The organism is Streptomyces sp. NPDC107575 (genome assembly GCF_055657265.1).
On sequence record NZ_JBVKBG010000002.1, the window covers coordinates 1,100,737 to 1,118,598 of the forward strand.

At 68.8% G+C, this 17,862-nt stretch carries 13 protein-coding genes; 12 read left to right on the forward strand and 1 reads right to left on the reverse strand.

What is annotated here, in order from left to right; genetic code table 11:
• From ACZ7L4_RS11570 to ACZ7L4_RS11605, 8 genes are all read left to right on the forward strand, one after another.
• A complete protein-coding gene (locus ACZ7L4_RS11570) occupies window positions 1-1,761 on the forward strand; it encodes a hydantoinase B/oxoprolinase family protein (protein ID WP_472101513.1) in 1,761 nt (586 codons plus the stop codon).
• A gap of 89 nt (window positions 1,762-1,850) precedes the next feature.
• Window positions 1,851-2,993 (forward strand): Gfo/Idh/MocA family protein, encoded by a 1,143-nt coding sequence (locus ACZ7L4_RS11575; RefSeq protein ID WP_472101514.1) that lies wholly within the window; start codon window positions 1,851-1,853, stop codon window positions 2,991-2,993.
• A gap of 13 nt (window positions 2,994-3,006) precedes the next feature.
• Complete coding sequence (locus ACZ7L4_RS11580) at window positions 3,007-4,317, forward strand: MFS transporter (protein WP_472101515.1); 1,311 nt, start codon at window positions 3,007-3,009, stop codon at window positions 4,315-4,317.
• Between the two features lie 145 nt (window positions 4,318-4,462).
• A complete protein-coding gene (gene iolD / locus ACZ7L4_RS11585; RefSeq protein WP_472101516.1) occupies window positions 4,463-6,418 on the forward strand; it encodes a 3D-(3,5/4)-trihydroxycyclohexane-1,2-dione acylhydrolase (decyclizing) in 1,956 nt (651 codons plus the stop codon).
• A 114-nt stretch (window positions 6,419-6,532) separates the two neighbouring features.
• The gene (locus ACZ7L4_RS11590; RefSeq protein WP_472101517.1) at window positions 6,533-7,888 is read left to right on the forward strand and encodes an NAD-dependent succinate-semialdehyde dehydrogenase; all 1,356 of its coding nucleotides are present in this window, start codon (window positions 6,533-6,535) and stop codon (window positions 7,886-7,888) included.
• A 114-nt stretch (window positions 7,889-8,002) separates the two neighbouring features.
• Window positions 8,003-9,265: a tryptophan synthase subunit beta gene (gene trpB, locus ACZ7L4_RS11595; RefSeq protein WP_472101518.1), complete on the forward strand. Its 1,263-nt coding sequence runs from the start codon at window positions 8,003-8,005 to the stop codon at window positions 9,263-9,265.
• Window positions 9,262-10,056, forward strand: a complete 795-nt coding sequence (trpA, locus tag ACZ7L4_RS11600) for a tryptophan synthase subunit alpha (RefSeq protein WP_472101519.1) — start codon at window positions 9,262-9,264, stop codon at window positions 10,054-10,056. Before trpB ends, trpA begins: the two co-directional genes overlap by 4 nt.
• Before the next feature lie 50 nt (window positions 10,057-10,106).
• On the forward strand, window positions 10,107-11,114 hold the full coding sequence (locus ACZ7L4_RS11605) for a Gfo/Idh/MocA family protein (protein WP_472101520.1): 1,008 nt from the start codon (window positions 10,107-10,109) through the stop codon (window positions 11,112-11,114).
• Between the two features lie 85 nt (window positions 11,115-11,199).
• Here the strand turns inward: ACZ7L4_RS11605 and ACZ7L4_RS11610 are convergent, their stop codons facing one another.
• Window positions 11,200-12,345, reverse strand: a complete 1,146-nt coding sequence (locus tag ACZ7L4_RS11610; protein WP_472101521.1) for a Gfo/Idh/MocA family protein — start codon at window positions 12,343-12,345, stop codon at window positions 11,200-11,202.
• A gap of 210 nt (window positions 12,346-12,555) precedes the next feature.
• Between ACZ7L4_RS11610 and ACZ7L4_RS11615 the strand changes: the two genes are divergently transcribed.
• The 4 genes from ACZ7L4_RS11615 (at window position 12,556) to ACZ7L4_RS11630 (ending at window position 17,824) form a co-directional block, all read left to right on the forward strand.
• Window positions 12,556-13,326: an SDR family NAD(P)-dependent oxidoreductase gene (locus ACZ7L4_RS11615; protein WP_472101522.1), complete on the forward strand. Its 771-nt coding sequence runs from the start codon at window positions 12,556-12,558 to the stop codon at window positions 13,324-13,326.
• A gap of 81 nt (window positions 13,327-13,407) precedes the next feature.
• Window positions 13,408-15,165, forward strand: coding sequence for an IlvD/Edd family dehydratase (locus tag ACZ7L4_RS11620; RefSeq protein WP_472101523.1), 1,758 nt, complete (start codon window positions 13,408-13,410; stop codon window positions 15,163-15,165).
• A gap of 72 nt (window positions 15,166-15,237) precedes the next feature.
• Window positions 15,238-16,215, forward strand: a complete 978-nt coding sequence (locus ACZ7L4_RS11625) for a D-2-hydroxyacid dehydrogenase (RefSeq protein WP_472101524.1) — start codon at window positions 15,238-15,240, stop codon at window positions 16,213-16,215.
• A gap of 151 nt (window positions 16,216-16,366) precedes the next feature.
• Window positions 16,367-17,824 carry an APC family permease gene (locus ACZ7L4_RS11630; protein ID WP_472101525.1) on the forward strand — a complete coding sequence of 486 codons (1,458 nt, stop codon included), beginning with the start codon at window positions 16,367-16,369 and terminating at the stop codon, window positions 17,822-17,824.
• Window positions 17,825-17,862: the final 38 nt, after the last annotated feature.

Genomic DNA, 17,862 nt, shown 5'->3' on the forward strand with positions numbered 1-17,862 from the left:
GTGTCGCGTGAATTCGACCCGGTCAAGCTCTCGGTGCTGGCGAACGCCTTCGACGGCATCGTCCGCGAAATGACCAGCGGACTGCTCCGCTCCGCCCGCTCCTCGGTGATCAACACGGCACGTGACTTCTCCTGCGCCGTGCTGACCGCCGACAACCAACTGCTTGCCGCGGCCGAGGGTGTGCCGGTGCACGTGTTCGGCGCCGGCCCGCTCGGCGAGGACATGGTCGAGCTGCACGACGACATCCGCGAGGGTGACGCGTTCCTGCACAACGACCCCTACATGGGCAACTCCCACGCGGCCGACCACTGCATCCTCGTACCGATCTTCGTCGAGGGCCGCCATCTGTTCACCGCCGTGACCAAGGCCCACCAGGCCGACTGCGGGAACTCGCTGCCGACGACGTTCTACGCGACCGCGCGCGACGTCTATGAAGAAGGCGCGCTGATCTTCCCCTGCGTGCGGGTCCAGCGCGACTACACCGACCTCGACGACATCATCCGCATGTGCCGTGCGCGCATCCGCGTCCCCGACCAGTGGTACGGCGACTACCTCGCCTCGGTCGGCGCCTCGCGCATCGCCGAGCGGCGCGTGCAGGAACTCGCGGCGAAGTTCGGCGCCGACACACTCGTCGAGTTCGTCGACGCCTGGTTCGACTACTCGGAACGCCTCGCGACCAGCGCGGTGGAGACGCTGCCCGAATGGTCCGTCACCGGCTCGACATCGCACGACCCCTTCCCGGGCACCGGCCCCGACGGGGTCCCCATCCAGGCCACGGTCTCGGTGAAGCCGGCCGACGGCAGAGTCACCATCGACCTGCGCGACAACCCCGACAACCTGCCGAACGGACTCAACCTCACGCGCGCCACCGCGACCGGAGCCGCGCTCGCGGGCATCCTGTCGGGTCTTCCGGAATCCCTGCCGAGCAACGCCGGCACCTTCCGGCGCTTCGAGGTGCTGCTGCGCGAGGGATGCGCCGTCGGCGTGCCCAAGCACCCCTACTCGTGCTCATCGGGAACGACCAACCTGGCGGACCGGGTCGTCAACATCGTCCAGGCCGCGTTCTCGCAGATCGAGGACGGATACGGCACCGCCGAAGGAGCCACCGGCCAGGCCCCCGCCAAGTCCGTGATCTCCGGAATCGACGAGCGCAACGGCAACGCCTACGTGAACCAGATCCTGGTCGGCGGCGTCGGCGGACCGGCGACCCCGTACGCCGACGGCTGGCCGACCTACCAGCGCCCCGTGTGCGGCGCCCTGCTCTACCACGACAGCGTCGAGGTCGACGAGCAGCGCTACCCGATCCTCATCCACGAACGCGTACTCGTGGCCGACTCGGGCGGCGCGGGCCGTCAGCGCGGCGGCCTCGCGACCCGCGTGACGATGGAGGCCCGCGACGACGACGTGACCCTCACGTACGGCATCGAGGGCAAGTTCAACCCGCCCAAGGGCGTCCGTGGCGGGGCCGGAGGCGCCGTCCCACAGGCCTGGGTCGTCAGCCCCGACGGCAACCGCAAGGAGATCCCGGTCGTCGGCCGGTACGACATGCTCCGCGGCGAGAAGGTCGTCTCCATCACACCGGGCGGCGGCGGATACGGCGACCCCCTGGAGCGGGAGACGGCCGCGGTCCTCGACGACCTGCAGGAGAGCCGCATCACGCCCAAGACGGCCTCCGACGTCTACGGCGTCGTGCTCACGGACGGCGACGTCGATGACGCCGCAACGGCGAAGCTCCGCCGCGAGCGGGCGTCGGCCCGCTAGAAGAACCGCCCCCATTCTCCGGTGCCCCGGCACGGACCACGGACCCGCCTGCCGGGGGACCGGAACCCAGAAGAACGAAGCGAGGAAGAATGGAACCCATCCGAGTCGGCGTCATCGGCGTCGGAAACGTGCTCAACCAGTACCTCGACAAGATCGGCGTCCACCCCGACGTCGAGATCGTCGCGCTCGCCGACGTCAACGCCGAAGCGGCCGCCAAGCGCGCGGCGGAGTACGGCGTCGACAAGGCGCTCACCCCCGAGGAACTGCTCGCCGACCCCGCGGTGGAGCTGGTGCTCAACCTGACCCCGCCGAACCTGCACGGCCCGGTCGCGCTGCAGGCGATCGCCGCCGGCAAGCACGTGCTGTCGGAGAAGCCGTTCGCGACCTCGCTCGACGAGGCACAGCGGATCCTCGACGCCGCACAGGCCGCGGGAGTGAAGGTTGGCTCCGCCCCCACCACGTTCCTGGGCTCGGGCATGCAGACCAGCCGCAAGCTCATCGACGACGGCTGGATCGGCCAACCGGTCGCCGTCTTCGGCTCGTTCGCAAACCGCGGCTACGAGCACTGGCACCCGAACATCGACCCGTTCTACAGCCCCGGCGCAGGACCCATGCTCGACATCGGCCCGTACCTGGTCACCAACCTGGTGAACTTCCTCGGCCCGGCGAAGCGGGTATCCGCCAGTGCTCCGCGTTCCTCGGAGACCCGCCCACGCCCCACTGCGGACGGCGGTTACGACGGTGTCATCGACATCAAGACACCGACGCATGTCACGGGTTCGATCGAGTTCGAGTCCGGCGCGACCGCCACCGTCATCGTGAGCTGGGACGTGTGGAACCACAATCTCCCCCACCTCGAGATCTACGGCACGAGCGGCTCCATCGCCGCGCCCAATCCGGATCACTTCTCCGGTGCTCCGATCCTGCGCCGTGGTGAACCCGGCGACCTGGCCCTCGACATGACACCTCCCGGCGGCGGCGACTGGCGCGAGACAGCTCTGACGCACCGCGACGACGCCTACCGCGGGATCGGTCTGGCCGAGTTCGGACACGCCATCAGGAACGGACTCGAGCCCCGCACCGGCGGTGCCTTCGCCTTCCACGTGCTCGAAGTGCTGCTGGCCTTCGAGAAGTCGTCGACGCTCGGCCGACACATCGAGATCGAGAGCACCTGCGAGCGGCCCCGCCCGCTGCCGTCGGTCGGGCCGCACGAGCCCTACCGGTTCGACTGAATCGGCGGAACCGATGCATCCCGCGTATCGCAAGGTGTTCCTCCGCATCGTCCCATTGATCATGCTGATGTACCTGCTGGCCTGGATGGACCGCGTCAGCATCGGATTCGCCGCCCTGACGATGAACAAGGACCTCGGCATCTCGGCCACCGCCTTCGGCCTCGGGGCCGCCCTGTTCTTCGTCGGGTACTTCTTCTTCGAGGTACCCAGCAACATCGTCATGGAGAAGGTGGGCGCGCGCCTGTGGCTCGCCCGCATCATGGTCACCTGGGGGCTGGTGGCGGCCGCCACCGCGTTCGTGGTCGGTGAGTACAGCTTCTACGCGGCTCGCACCCTGCTGGGAGTCGCCGAGGCCGGGTTCTTCCCCGGTGTGCTGCTGTACCTCACTTACTGGGTGCCGCGCGCCGTTCGCGGCCGGATCACCGCGCTGTTCATCATGGCCGCGCCGCTGGCCAGCGCGGTCGGGGCACCCTTCGCGTCGCTGGTGTTGTCACAGCTGGACGGCGCCTTCGGCCTGCATGGCTGGCAGTTGTTGTTCCTCCTGCTCGGGTGCCTCACGGTGCTGGTCGGAGTTGTCGTCTTCCGGCTGCTCCCGTCGAGGCCGGCGGACGCCGCCTGGCTGTCCGAGACGGAGCGCCGCTTCATCGAGGGCGAACTCGAACGCGAACGCGCGGAGGCATCCGACGTGCCGCGTGCGGCGGTCATTTCGGTGCTCAGGTCTCCCCGCGTCCTGACCCTTGCCCTGATTTTCTTCGGCATTAATGCGGGCGGCTATCTGCTCAACTTCTACCTCCCGCAGGTCATCCGGGCGCTGGAGACGGACGCCGGAACCGCGGTGTCGACGGTGCGGGTCGGGTTCCTCACCGCCATTCCGTGGGTGACCGCCGTGGCGGTCATGTACGCCGCGGCCCGGCACTCGGACCGCACGGGGGAGCGGGTGTGGCATGTGTTCGCCGGGGCCGTGGTGAGTGCCTGCGCGCTCACCGCCACGGCGCTCGTGGGGAGTGCCGGAATGGCGATTGCGCTGTTGTCCGTGGCCGCGGCCGGCCTGTACGTCGCCATGCCGCTCTTCTGGCAGCTGCCGCAGCGTTTCCTGACAACGACGACCATGGCTGCCGGGATCGCTCTGATCAACTCGATCGGCAATCTGAGCGGGTTCGTCGGCCCCTACGCGACGGGGGCTCTCTACGACGCCACCGGCTCGTTCACGGGCGGCATGGTGGTCGTGTCCGCTCTCGTCCTCGTCGCGGCTATCGCTCTCGTCGTCCTCAACCGGACCCGGCCGCAGCACGTGGCACCGGTCGAGCCGCAGCCCCAGCAGTAGTTCCGGATCTGCACCGGACGCCCGGGAGGGCTCGCTCCGCCGTATCAATGTGGCACAGTCGCGCGCCTTCCTGCGGTGGAAATCTGGCCTCTCGAACGCCTCGGACGATCACGTCGACGTTTGAACCACAGACTTAGGAGAAGTCATGACCACCACCGCGCCCGTCGGCACGTCAGCCGACGCCCCCGGCAAGAACGTGCGCCGACGCACCGTCGCGCAGGCGATCGTCGAGTACCTGCAGGTCCAGTACAGCGAACGGGACGGTGAGCGCCGTCGCCTGATCCCGGGGATGTACGGCATCTTCGGTCATGGGAACTCGGTCGGCGTGGCCCAGGGCATCGACGAGTACGGCGTCGACTTCCCGCACTTCGCGGGCAAGAACGAGCAGTCGATGGTGCACGCCGCCATCGGTTATGCGAAGGCGACCAACCGTGCCGCGACGCTGGCCTGCACCGCGTCCGCGGGCCCGGGCTCGACCAACATGATCAGCGGCGCGGCCACCGCGACCACCAACCGCCTTCCGGTCCTGCTGCTTCCCGCGGACATCATCAACAACCGCAAGGGCGACCCGGTGCTCCAGCAGATCGAGCACCCGGTGGAGCGGGACGTGTCGGCCAACGACGCCTTCCGCCCGGTCAGCCGGTACTTCGACCGCATCACCACGCCCTCCCAGCTGCTGGCCACCCTGCCCGAGGCGATGCGCGTGCTGACCGACCCGGTCGACACCGGAGCGGTCGTAGTCTGCCTGCCGCAGGACATCCAGGGCGAGGCGTACGACTTCCCCGAGGAGTTCTTCGCCCCGCGGGTGTGGCCCATCCGCCGTCGCCCCGCGGCACAGGAGGAGATCCGCGACGCGATCGAGATCATCTGCCGCGCGCAGCGACCGGTCATCATCGCCGGCGGTGGCGTGCGCTACTCGGATGCCGCCGCCGAACTGGCACGCGTCAGCGCCGACTTCGGGATCCCGGTCACCGAGACATACGCCGGCAAGGGCATGGCCCCGGCCTCGGACCTCAACCTCGGCGGGCTCGGGGTCGACGGCACGATCGGCGCCAACCGCATCGCCGGCCGTGCGGACTGCGTGATCAGTGTCGGCTCCCGGCTGCAGGACTTCATCACCGCCTCGCATTCGCTGTTCGAGAACCCCGACGTCCAGCTGGTGCACTTCAACGTCAGCTCCTTCGACGCGCACAAGATGGGCTCGTACCCCGTCGTCGGCGACGCGAGGCTCTCGCTGACCGCGCTGCACGAGGGGCTGACCGCGGCCGGGTACCAGAGCGTCGACGGATACCGCGACGAGGTCGCGGCCGCCCGCCAGGACACGGCCGACGCGCTCGGGCACGACCTGGAGGACATCCCCGGCGAGAAGATGAGCCAGGCCCAGGTGATCGACGTGCTCAACAAGCACACCGGCGCCGACGACGCACTCGTGCTCGGCTCCGGCGGAGTCGTCGGCGGCGTCCACAAGGCCTGGGACACCTCGAACGGCACCACGGTCCTGTCCGAGTACGCCAACTCCTGCATGGGGCACGAGCTGCCGGCCGGCATCGGCTACCGGTTCGCCCGCCCCGAGGCACCCGGCGACGTCTTCGTCCTGATCGGCGACGGCACGTACTACATGCAGCCGACCGAGCTGATCACCGCCGTCCAGGAGCACCGGAAGGTGACCGTCGTCGTCATCGACAACAGCGGCCACCAGTGCATCTGGCCGCTGCAGGTGGCCAAGGGCGGGCCGGACCGCGAGTTCGGTACTCAGCTGCGCGAGCGCAGCGCGGAGACCGGGCGCCTGGACGGGGCCGTCGTACCGGTCGACATCGCCGCGAACGCGGCCAGCATGGGCGCGGCCTCCTGGTCGACCACGACGATCGAGGAGTTCCGCTCGGCGCTCGAGGAGGCCAGGGAAGTCCAGGGACGTCCGGCCGTCGTGGTCGCGCACGTCGAGCCCTGGCGCTACCTCACGGGCAACGGCGCCTTCTGGGACGTCGGTGCCGCGATGACCTCGGAGCGCCCCGAGACCCTGGAGGGCGGCGTGAAGCACCGCGAAGGCCGCGAGCGCCAGCGCTACTACGGCGCGACGGTGGCCCCCGGCAGCGACCTCTGACCGCAAATCCCCGCGCGCGGACCACTACGGCTGCTCCGAGGCACCTCGTTGAGGAGCAGCCGCCCGGGTCCGCGCGGCATCCCACACGCACGAAGCGAGCAAGGAGGAGGACCGATGGGCAGGTTCGCCGTCACCGATCCGTCCACAGGACAGACCGTCACCGAGTACCCCGCGGCGACCGAGGAGGAGATCGAGGCCGCGCTCGCCGCCACCCACCGGACGTACCAGGGGTGGTCGGAGCGGACCACGGTCCGCGAGCGTGCCGCGCACGCCCGGCGGCTGTCGGAGCTCTTCCTCGAGCGCGAGGACGAACTCGCGAAGACCATCAACCGGGAGATGGGCAAGCCGATCCCGCAGGGCGTGGGAGAGGTCCGGTTCGCCGCCAAGATCAGTGCCGCCTTCGCCGACAACGCGGAGCGGTGGCTCGCCGACGAGCCGCTGGAGGTCGCCGACGGACTGCGGTCCTTCTTCCGCTACCAGGGCACCGGCGTGATCCTCGGGATCATGCCGTGGAACTACCCGTACTACCAGGTCGTCCGGTTCGCGGTGCCGAACCTGATCCTCGGGAACACGGTCGTGCTGCGGCACGCCACCCAGTGCCCGGAGTCGGCGCTCGCGCTGCTGCAATTGTTCCTCGACGCCGGTTTCCCGGACGGCGCGTACGTGAACGCGTTCGCCACCCACCAGCAGATCGGCGAAATGATCGCCGACGACCGGGTGCAAGGTGTGTCGCTCACCGGCTCCGAGCGCGCCGGTGCCATCGTCGCCGAGCAGGCCGGCCGGGCGCTGAAGAAGTGTGTCCTCGAACTCGGCGGCTCCGACGTCTTCCTGGTGCTCGACACCGCCGACATCGACCACGCGGTCGAGCACGCCGTGGCGGGCCGCATGGACAACACGGGGCAGAGCTGCATCGGCTCCAAGCGCATCGTCGTCATCGACCGCCACTACGACGAGTTCGCGGCGAAGTTCACCGCCGCGATGGGAGCCCAGTCCTACGAGAAGGGCGACTTCGGACCGCTGTCGTCCGAATCGGCGACCCGGACACTGACCGCCCAGGTGCAGGGCGCCGTCGATCAGGGCGCGACGATCCTCGTCGGTGACAACCGGCCACGGGGCAACGTGTACACACCGAGTGTCATCGGTGGCATCACCCCGGACATGGACGTCTACAGCGAGGAGCTGTTCGGCCCGGTCGCACAGCTCTACCGCGTCTCCAGCGACGAGGAGGCAATCGAACTCGCCAACTCCTCACCCTACGGCCTCGGTTCGGTCGTCATCTGCGACGACCTGGAGCGCGCCGAGCGCGTCGGTGACCGGCTCGATGTCGGCATGGTGTTCGTCAACGCCAACGGGCTCGGCGGCCCGGACGTGCCCTTCGGCGGTGTCAAGAAGTCGGGCTACGGCCGGGAGATGGGCCGGGTCGGCATGCTCGAGTTCGCGAACAAGAAGCTCTTCCGCTTCGCCGACTGAGCGAACGTGCCAGTGCCCGCCGGGGAGATCCGCAGCGCAGGCCGCGGAGCTCCCCGGCAGTCCCGTCAACCAGCCCCTGCACCCACTCGCCTGCCGCAAAGGAAGAACACGAAGATGACCACGCGACCGGAGCGCTCCCCGTGGGCACCGGGGGCCGACGGCTACTACGGGGACTTCGGCGGGGCGTTCACCCCCGAGATCCTGCACGAGACTCTCGCTCAGGTGCGCGAGGCCTTCGACGACGCCTGGCGCGACCCGGAGTTCTGGAACTCCTATGTCGAGACGATGGCGACGTACGCGGGCCGGCCGACGCCGGTGACGTACTGCGAGAACCTGACACGCCGGTTCGGCGGCGCGCAGATCTACGTCAAACGCGAGGACCTGAACCACACCGGGGCTCATAAGGCCAACAACGTCATGGGCCAGGGGCTGCTCGTGCAGCGGATGGGCAAGACGCGTGTGATCGCCGAGACCGGAGCCGGGCAGCACGGCGTGGCCACGGCGACCATGGCGGCGCGACTCGGCCTCGAATGCACCATCTACATGGGCGAGGTGGACATCGCCCGCCAGCACCCGAACGTCTTCTGGATGCGGCAGCTCGGCGCCGAGGTGGTCGCCGTCACCGAGGGGACGCGCACACTGAAGGACGCGCTCAACGCGTGCCTGCGGGACTGGGCGGAGTCCATGGACGACACGCACTACGTCCTGGGGACCGCCTGCGGACCGCACCCGTTCCCGCAGATGGTCACCTACTTCCAGTCGATCATCGGACACGAGGCGCGCCGCCAGGTACTGGACGCCACCGGGCGGCTGCCGGACCGGGTATACGCATGCGTGGGCGGCGGCTCCAACGCGTCCGGCATCTTCGCCGGGTTCCTTGACGACACCTCGGTCTGGCTCGTCGGCGTCGAAGCGGGAGGCAAGGGCCTCGACAGCGGACAGCACGCCGCGCGCCTGGCCGGGGGACAGGGCAGGACCGGGGTCGCCCAGGGCTACAAGACGGTGTTCCTGCAGAACACGGAGGGCGTCATGGGGGAGACGCACTCGGTCGCCGCGGGCCTCGACTACATCGGTGTCGGTCCCATGCTGGCCCACCTGCATGAACTGGGGCGCGCCCGCTTCGAGTCGGCGACCGACACCGAGGTCGTCGACGCGCTGCGCCTCGCGATCCGCAAGGAGGGGATCATCCCGGCCCTGGAGAGCGCGCACGCCTTCGCGGCAGCGTTTCGCGAGGCTCCGAGCCTGTCGCGTGACGACATCATCCTCGTCAACCAGTCCGGCCGCGGCGACAAGGACATCTTCACCGTGGCCGACGCGCTGGACGACGAGGACTGGAAGACCTTCATCCGACGGAAGAGCGCGGAGTACGGACAATGAGCGTGACGGCAAGGACAGCTCTTGCGCACCACCTGGAGCAACTGCTGGCGAACCGGCCACTGCTGCTCATGACGCACCTGGTGGTCGGCTACCCGTCCCTCGACGCCAACTGGGCGATGCTGGAGGCGATGGACGGTGCCGGCGTGGGCCTGGTCGAGCTGCAGATGCCCTTCAGTGAACCCATCGCCGACGGCCCGTCCTTCGTGAAGGCGAACCACGAGGCACTCCGAGCCGGCACGACCTGGCAGGACTACTTCGACCTCGCGGCGCGGGCCGCGGCGCGGTTCCGCTTCAAGACCGTCTTCATGGGCTACTACAACAGCGTCCTCCACATGGGCGAGGAACCATTCTGTGCGCGGCTGTCCGATGCGGGCATGCAGGGATTCATCGTCCCGGACCTGCCCCCGCAGGAGGCCGCCCACCTCAACGAGGCGGCCTTCAGCCACGGACTCGCCCCGGTCCCGATCATGACACCGACGAACTCGGCGGCCCGCCTGGCCCAGATCGGCAGCACCGCCTCGGGGTTCGTCTACTGCGCCGCGCGCAAGGGCGTCACCGGCAGGAGGACGGACCTCACGACGGGGGTGACGGAGTTCCTGGAGCGGTGCCGCGACGCGACATCGGTGCCTCTCGGGCTCGGATTCGGGATCAGGACGGCAGACGACGTGCGTGACCTGCGCAGCCGGGCCGACATCGCCGTCATCGGCACGGCCGGCCTCGACGCATGGCAGGAACGTGGCCGCGCAGGCTACCGGCGATACCTGGAGGGCTTGGTCGCCGCGACCGTCTGACCACCCACATCACCACCTGCACCCTTCCTCTGCGTGATCGGAGGCGCACGATGGTGCGCGACAGCGTTCGGTTCGGCCTCATCGGCACCGGCCGTATCGGCCACGTACATGCGGCGAGCATCGCCGCCGACCCCGATGCCGTGCTGACGTGGGTCGCCGACCCGCGCCTGGCGGGTGCGGAGGAGGTCGCCGCCCGCTTCGGGGGCACACCCACCGTGTCGCCGGAACGGCTGCTCGCCTCGGGGGAGGTGGACGCGGTCTTGGTCGCGTCCCCGACACCGACACACGTCGAGCTCATCGAGGCCTGCGTCGACGCCGGCCTGCCGGTGCTCTGCGAGAAGCCGATCGACCTGGACATCACCCGGGTCGACGCCCTGCGCGCGAAGCTCACGGCGAGCCCTGTGCCGGTCGCCCTCGGCTTCAACCAGCGCTTCGATCCCGCCTTCGCCGAGACACGTGCCCGCGTCGCGGCCGGTGAGATCGGTGTGCTCGAGCACCTGTCGATCGTCAGCCGCGACACGGCCCCGCCGTCTGCGGAGTACATCGCCGCTTCGGGCGGCATCTTCCGCGACATGACCATCCATGACTTCGACATGGCCCGCTTCTTCCTCGGTGACATCGTCGAGGTCAGCGCGGCCGGAGCGCAGCTCTTCGACGCCGGCGCGCGCGACCGGTGCGACTTCGACACCGCCGTGGTGGTCCTGCCTGCGGCCTCCGGCGCGCTCGCCACCATCAGCAACTCCCGCCACAGCAGCATCGGTTACGACCAGCGGCTCGAGGCCCACGGTGCGCAGGGCATGCTGCAGGTGACCAACGCGCCCTCCAGCCTGGTGAGTGTCTCCTCCGGCGCCGGAGTGGAGGCCAAGCGGCCCTACCTCGATTTCTTCCTGGAGCGCTACGCCGATGCCTATGCGCGCGAACTCGCCGAATTCATCGGGCTCGTGCGGGGCGAGGAGTCGACGAGTCCGACCTTCGACGACGGCCGTGCGGCGCTGCTGATCGCCGACGCCGCACAGCGCTCGGCCGAGGAAAGGGTGGTGATCCGACTGGCGAGCTGAGGAGCGGTGACTGGACAGCACGGTGCCGCACAGACGGGCGGGGCGGAGATCAGGATGACCTCCGTCCCGCCCGCCGCTCTGCCGACTATGCCTGCGTGGTGGTGGCCCCGGTGACGGCGGGGACGTCGACCCACTGTCCGGACTCGGCGCTGCGCAGGGCGACATCGACCAGCTCGGAGGCGGACCAGCCGTCGGCCGCCGACGGCGCGAGCTGCCTGCCCTCGGCGACCGAGCGCAGGAACAGCGCCGCTTCGATCGTCTTGAGGTCGTTGAAGCCGATGCCCGGTCCCGCATTAGGTTGGAAGCGCCCGAACTCGCCGTACGACGTGGGCGTCATGATCGTGCGGTAGCCGCTGCCGTTGTCGGCGACCTCGAGCTGGTTCATGCGGTCGAAGTTCCACCGCAGCGAGCCCTCGGTGCCGTAGACCTCGACGATGTACTCGGCGTGCGGGCCGATGGCGACGCGGGTCGTCTCGAACATGCCGATGGCGCCGCCGTCGAAGCGGGCGAGCAGCGCCGCGTAGTCCTCGTTCTCGACCTCGCGGGTGGAGCCCCCGGGCAGCGGGCGCTTCGGGATGAAGCGCTCGGTGACCGCGTTCATGGAGGTGATGGGGGCGACGAGGTACTGCGCCAGGTCGAAGCCGTGGCTCATGACGTCGCCGAGGACGCCGGAGCCGGCCTGCGCCTGCTCGTAGCGCCAGGTGAACTCCTGGTCCGGGTCCGAGGCGTAGCTGGTGATCATGCGGATCTGCAGGTTGGTGATGCGCCCGAGCTCACCGGAGCGGATCAGGCGGCGTGCCTCGGCGACGGCGGGAGCGTGCCGGTAGTTGAAGCCGACCGCTGTGAACAGGCCCGCCGCCTCCGCGCCTTCCGCGATCTCCCGGGACTCGCGGGCGCTGCGGCCCATGGGCTTCTCGATCCAGAAGTGCTTGCCGGCATTGATGGCCGCCAGCGCGATCTCGTGGTGCAGGAAGTTCGGCGAACAGATGGACACGACGTCCACATCCGGGTGCGCGAGGAGCTCGCGGTAGTCGGCCGTCGTCTCGCGGAAGCCGAGCGCCTCGGTCGCGTGGGCGCGCCCGTTGGGATCCGGGTCGGCGGCGATCACGAGATCCGGCCGCTTCGGCAGCTCCGGGAAGAACTGGTGGCTCTGAAGGTAGGAGCGCGCATGCAGCCGCCCCATCACTCCGACGGAGATCAGTCCGACTCCGATGCGGTTCTGGTCTGGCACGGTGACTCCCTCATCTGACACATGTCTCGTGGGTGTTCCGACGGACGTTCCCCGCCTGGGTCCCGGTGCGTCGTGTCCGTCAGCGTAGAAACGCGGTGCCCGGACGTGGTGTCTCAATCTGGAACATCGAAGGCTCCCGCTCCGCTGCTCTACTGGCTCGCATCGACCTGCTGCGCACCGATTCAGCCGAATGACGAGGGAGATCCGGCGATGACGAGCGATCGGAAGCACCACACCAACCCTGCACACCTACGTGTGCTCATCACGGGTGCCACGTCGGGCGTCGGCGAGGCGACGGCGAAGCTCTTCGCCGAGCGCCGGGCCGCCGGCGTCGCGCTGATCGGTCGACGTACCGAAGAACTGGTACGCGTGGCCGAGGAGATCGGTCACCGTGCCCATCCCATTCGCGCTGATGTCTCGGATCCCGCCTCGGTAACTCGCGCCGTGGAACGCGCAGGTGAGGAGCTCGGCGGCGTCGACGTGGTGGTCAACGCCGCCGGCGTCGCCACGGCCGCCCCCGTCGAGAAGCTGGACGACAGGACGTGGCGCGAGACGATCGACACCAACCTGTCGGGCACGTTCTACATCTCCCGCGAGGCGGTGCCGCACCTGCGGGCCGCCGGGCGGGGCGCCATCGTGAACGTCGCCTCCGACCTGGCCGGCATGGGGGCCGCAGGACTGGCGCACTACAGCGCCGCGAAGGCGGGCGTCGTCGGGTTCACCCGAGCGCTCGCGATCGAACTCGCCCCGGCCGTGCGGGTCAACGTCGTGTGCCCCGGCCCCATCGACACTCCCATGCTGCGCGGCGGGCTGGATGCGAACGCCCTTGAGGTGTCGCTGCGCGAGAAGGAGGCCACCGTGCCACTCCAACGCCTCGCCCAACACGAGGAGATCGCGCGAGCGATCTGGTTCCTCGCCGTCGACGGCACCTTCGCGACCGGTGCCGGCCTGGCCCTCGACGGCGGCACTACCGCCGCCTGAACCTACCCACCCGCCACGTCCGTCCCGCCCTGCCCGCGGAGATGTCACCGCACCAAGCCCTGCTCAAGGAGCACCACACACATGTCCGACCCGAACACCAGTGAACTCCGCAGCGCGCGGTGGTTCGGCCCGCACGACCTCACGGGATTCATCCACCGCACCGCCATCCAGGCGGAGGGCTTCTCGAAGTTCGCCGTCAAGGACCGCCCGGTCGTCGGCATCGCGAACTCGTGGTCCGAGCTGGTGAACTGCAACATCCACTTCAAGCTGCTCGCCGACGCCGTCAAGCGCGGTGTGCTGATGGCGGGCGGCCTGCCGCTCGAGTTCCCGACCATCTCGCTCGGCGAGAGCCTGATGAAGCCGTCGGCGATGCAGTTCCGCAACCTGATGGCGATGGACGTCGAGGAGTCGATCCGGGCGTATCCGCTCGACGCGATCGTGCTGCTCGGCGGCTGCGACAAGACGGTCCCCGCGCAGCTCATGGGCGCGGCGAGCGCCGACGTACCGACGATCATGCTCACTGGCGGGCCTCAGGAGCCCGCCTACTTCCGCGGCCGTCAGCTCGGTGTCGGCACCGACACCTGGAAGTACGCCGACGAGCTCCGTGCGGGAACCATCACGCAGGAGGACTTCAACGACCTCGAGGCCAGTGCGAAGCCCACGGCAGGACACTGCAGTGAGATGGGCACGGCCTCGACCATGACCTCACTCGTCGAGGCGCTCGGCATGTGTCTGCCCGGCACCGCCTCGATCCCCGCCGTGGACTCCCGGAGGGGCCAGGCGGCCGAGGCCACCGGCCGGCGAGCGGTCGAGATGGCACTGTCGGGGCCCCGGCCCAGCGAGGTACTCACCGAGCAGGCCTTCGACAACGCCATCACGCTGCTCATGGCCGTCGGAGGCTCGACCAACGCCGTCGTGCACCTGCTGGCGTTGGCGCGACGGGTCGGCTACGAGCTGCGGCTCGACCGCTTCCACGAGATCTCGGAGCGCACCCCGCGGATCGCGAACGTGCGTCCCTCGGGAGAACACCTCATCAAGCAGCTCTTCAACGCCGGCGGCATCTCCGCCGTGTTGAAGGAGCTTGACCCCCTGCTGCACGGCGACGCCATCACCGTCACCGGCAAGACACTCGCCGACGGCTACCGCGACGCCGCGGAACCCGACGGCGACGTCATCAGCAAGCTGGAAGAGCCCTTCGACGCCTCCGGTGGCATCGCCGTCGTGCGCGGATCGCTCGCCCCCAACGGCGCGGTCATCAAGAGGAGCGCCGCATCGCCCGAGCTGCTCAAGCACCGGGGCCCGGCCGTCGTGTTCGAGGACATCTACGACCTCGGAAGCCGGATCGACGACCCCGACCTGCCCATCACCGAGGACTCGGTGCTGGTGCTGCGCAACAGCGGGCCCGCGGGTGCGCCAGGCATGCCGGAGTGGGGGATGCTGCCGATCCCCGAACGGCTGCTGCGCCGCGGTGTCCGCGACATCGTCCGGATCTCGGACGCGCGCATGAGCGGCACCGCGTTCGGCACCACCGTCCTCCACGTGGCGCCCGAGGCGGCGGTCGGCGGGCCGCTCGCCGCCGTGCGCGACGGCGACCCCATCGTGCTCGACGTGGAGAGCCAGCGGCTCGACCTCGACATCCCGGACGAGGAGATCGAGCGGCGCCTTGCGGAGGTCGACCCGCCGGCCCCCAAGTACCGGCGCGGCTACGGGCGGCTGTACATCGACCACGTCACTCAGGCAGACGAGGGATGCGACTTCGACTTCCTGCAGAAGTTGCCGGACGAGGAGCCGCAGCGACTCCCGTACGGACTCACCAGCGGATGGCAGGGGGGCTGGTAGCCGCATCAGACCGCACCGATGAAAGACATGCGGCGCCGTCAGACGGGGCGCTGCTCGAAGTAGGGAGAGAACATGTACCGCCCGAAGGCGATCGTCGTCGTGCCTCAGGGAGGGAAGGTGCCGCCGCTCGCGGCCGTGGAACCCGAGGCGGACGTCCTCCTCGTGCGCACGGCCGACGAACTGCGGGCCGCCCAGGAACAGGCCGAGATCCTGTTCCTCAATGACTTCCGCAGCACGCTGTTGCGCGAGGTCGGACCGGGCCGGCTGCGTTGGATCCACACCTCGAGCATCGGCATGGATCCGCTGCTGACCGACTCGATCGTGAACAGCGACGTCGTGGTCAGCAATTCGCGAGGTGTCTGCGAACGCCCGATCGCGGAATGGATCCTCGGGGTGCTGCTGATGTTCACCAAGGACCTGCGCCGCACCATCGAGCTCCAGCAGGAGCACCGGTGGCTGCACCGGGAGACCCAGCCCATCCTGGGCCGCAAGGTGCTCGTCGCGGGGCCGGGCCCGGTGGGGCGGGAGACCGTGCTGCTGCTGCGCGCCGCGGGCATGGACGTCACGGTCATGGGCCGCACCGCCCGCAAGGACCCCGTGCTCGGGGACATCGCAGCCATCGCGGACCTCGACGAACTCCTGCCCGAGGCGGACGACGTCGTGCTGACCCTGCCGCTCACCGAGGACACCCGGGGTCTGATCGACGCGGCCAGGCTGAAAAGGATGCGTCCGGGCGCCCGGCTGGTCAACGTGGGACGGGGCGCCGTGGTGGTCGCCGAGGATCTGCTCGCCGCCGTCGACGGCGGTCACATCGACGCCGCGGCCCTTGATGTGTTCGAGCAGGAGCCGCTACCGTCGGACAGCCCCTTCTGGAGCCGGAACAACATCCTCGTGTCACCGCACGCGTCCGGGGACCTCGTGGGCTGGCGCGGACGTGTCGTCGACCGCTTCGTCGAGAACCTGCGCCGCTGGAAGGCCGGAGAACCCCTGAGCAACGTCGTCGACCTGCGTGCGCTGGGAGTCACCGCGCCGGCGTCGACCGGACACTGAGTTCGTAGCGCCAAGGTCGGTTCGCCCGTCGGGTGAACCGACCTTACGCATGCCTCAGCGCCGTCGGCGGAGTGTCTCACCTTGGCACAAAAAGATGTGCGGGCCCGCCCATAGCGTCGTGCCACCCAGAACAGGCAACGAGGAGGTTCACATGGTCGGCAATACCGAAGCGGCGACGCGGCTACCGGCGACCGAGGAGATTCGCCTCCGAGGCAATATGGGAGTCGGAGACCTCGTGATGAGCGTGCTCGCCTTTTCCTCGCCCCTGACCACCGTGGCGGGCACCATGCCTGTGCTTCTGATGTTCAGCGGAAAGACCGCGCCAGGCATCTACATCGTCATGATGGTGATGTTGCTCATCTTTTCGGTTGGTTTCGTGAAGATGAGTCGCTCGGTCGACAACCCTGGTGGCTTCTACGCCTTCGTCACCGCTGGTCTCGGTAAGCCGGCCGGTCTCGGCGGTGCGTTCCTGGCCTACATCGGCTACCTCTTCATCGGGTTTTTCGCCTCGCCGTTCTTCGCGGTCGCGCTCCAGGGCTTCGTCACGAATACCCTCAATGGGCCGGAAATCCCGTGGTATTGGTACGCGATCGGTATCACCGCGGTCACCACACTTCTCGCCTACTGTCGCATCGATCTCTCGGCGAAGGTGCTCACCATCGCGATGACGCTGGAAGTCGTGAGCGTCATCATTTTCGACGTGGTGTCCTTCGCCAGCGGCGGAGAGGGAGCCGCTCACGGAATCGGATTCTCCATGCCGTCATGGACGGATGCCGGGATCGGAATGGCGCTTCTGTTCGCGGTCGGCAATTTCTTCGGCTTCGAGGCGACAGTGATCTTCCGCGACGAGGTCAAGAATCCAGACCGCACCATTCCGCGTGCCACCTACCTCGCCGTCGCCGGCATCGGTGTGTTCTACGTCATCGCGGCGTGGGCGTACATCGCGTTCTTCGGCGCCGACGGGGTGCAGGGGGCCGCGCAGGCGGACACCGCGGGGCTGTTCAACCATGCCGGGGGACAGTTGGTCGGAACGGTCTTCTCCGACGTCGTCTCCGTCATCCTTCTCACGTCGGTCCTCGCATCGATGCTCTCGGTGCAGAACATCGCCGCCTGCTACAGCTTCTCGCTGGCGAAGGACGGGGCACTGCCGAAGATCCTCGGCCGCGTGCACAAGAGCCATCGCTCGCCCTACGTCTCGGCGCTGACCGTCGGAATCCTGTGGGCCGTGACGACCATCGTGTGCACCCTGTGCGGGGCCGACCCCAACGACCTCTACCCGATCGCGAGCGGCAGCGGCACCTTCAACGTGCTGCTGCTCATGTTCGTCGTGAGCCTCGCGGTCATGGTCCACTTTCTCCGTAGCCGCCGCAGCGCCCCCGAATCGCTGTGGAACACCGTGGTCGCCCCGGCGATCAGTGTGGTGTTCTTCGGCATCGTGACCTATCTGGCCATCGTGAACTACCCCGAGCTCATCGGGGGATCGGTGCTGATGACGGTCATCTTCATGTCGTTCACGTTCGCACTCTTCATCGGCGGCGTGCTGTACGCGCTCTACCTGCGCAAGAAGCGCCCGGAAATCTACGCCAGGCTCGGGCGTGAGTCTGTCTGAGCCCGCCCCGCTCCCCGACGTTGCAGATGACCGAAACT

What these genes read in the sequence shown, in the direction of transcription:
- ACZ7L4_RS11580 (WP_472101515.1), top strand. Translation starts at nt 3,007, where the DNA reads ATGCATCCCGCGTATCGCAAGGTGTTCCTCCGCATCGTCCCATTGATC.
- ACZ7L4_RS11615 (WP_472101522.1), top strand. Translation starts at nt 12,556, where the DNA reads ATGACGAGCGATCGGAAGCACCACACCAACCCTGCACACCTACGTGTG.
- ACZ7L4_RS11590 (WP_472101517.1), top strand. Translation starts at nt 6,533, where the DNA reads ATGGGCAGGTTCGCCGTCACCGATCCGTCCACAGGACAGACCGTCACC.
- trpB (WP_472101518.1), top strand. Translation starts at nt 8,003, where the DNA reads ATGACCACGCGACCGGAGCGCTCCCCGTGGGCACCGGGGGCCGACGGC.
- iolD (WP_472101516.1), top strand. Translation starts at nt 4,463, where the DNA reads ATGACCACCACCGCGCCCGTCGGCACGTCAGCCGACGCCCCCGGCAAG.
- ACZ7L4_RS11620 (WP_472101523.1), top strand. Translation starts at nt 13,408, where the DNA reads ATGTCCGACCCGAACACCAGTGAACTCCGCAGCGCGCGGTGGTTCGGC.
- trpA (WP_472101519.1), top strand. Translation starts at nt 9,262, where the DNA reads ATGAGCGTGACGGCAAGGACAGCTCTTGCGCACCACCTGGAGCAACTG.
- ACZ7L4_RS11625 (WP_472101524.1), top strand. Translation starts at nt 15,238, where the DNA reads ATGTACCGCCCGAAGGCGATCGTCGTCGTGCCTCAGGGAGGGAAGGTG.
- ACZ7L4_RS11605 (WP_472101520.1), top strand. Translation starts at nt 10,107, where the DNA reads ATGGTGCGCGACAGCGTTCGGTTCGGCCTCATCGGCACCGGCCGTATC.
- ACZ7L4_RS11575 (WP_472101514.1), top strand. Translation starts at nt 1,851, where the DNA reads ATGGAACCCATCCGAGTCGGCGTCATCGGCGTCGGAAACGTGCTCAAC.
- ACZ7L4_RS11630 (WP_472101525.1), top strand. Translation starts at nt 16,367, where the DNA reads ATGGTCGGCAATACCGAAGCGGCGACGCGGCTACCGGCGACCGAGGAG.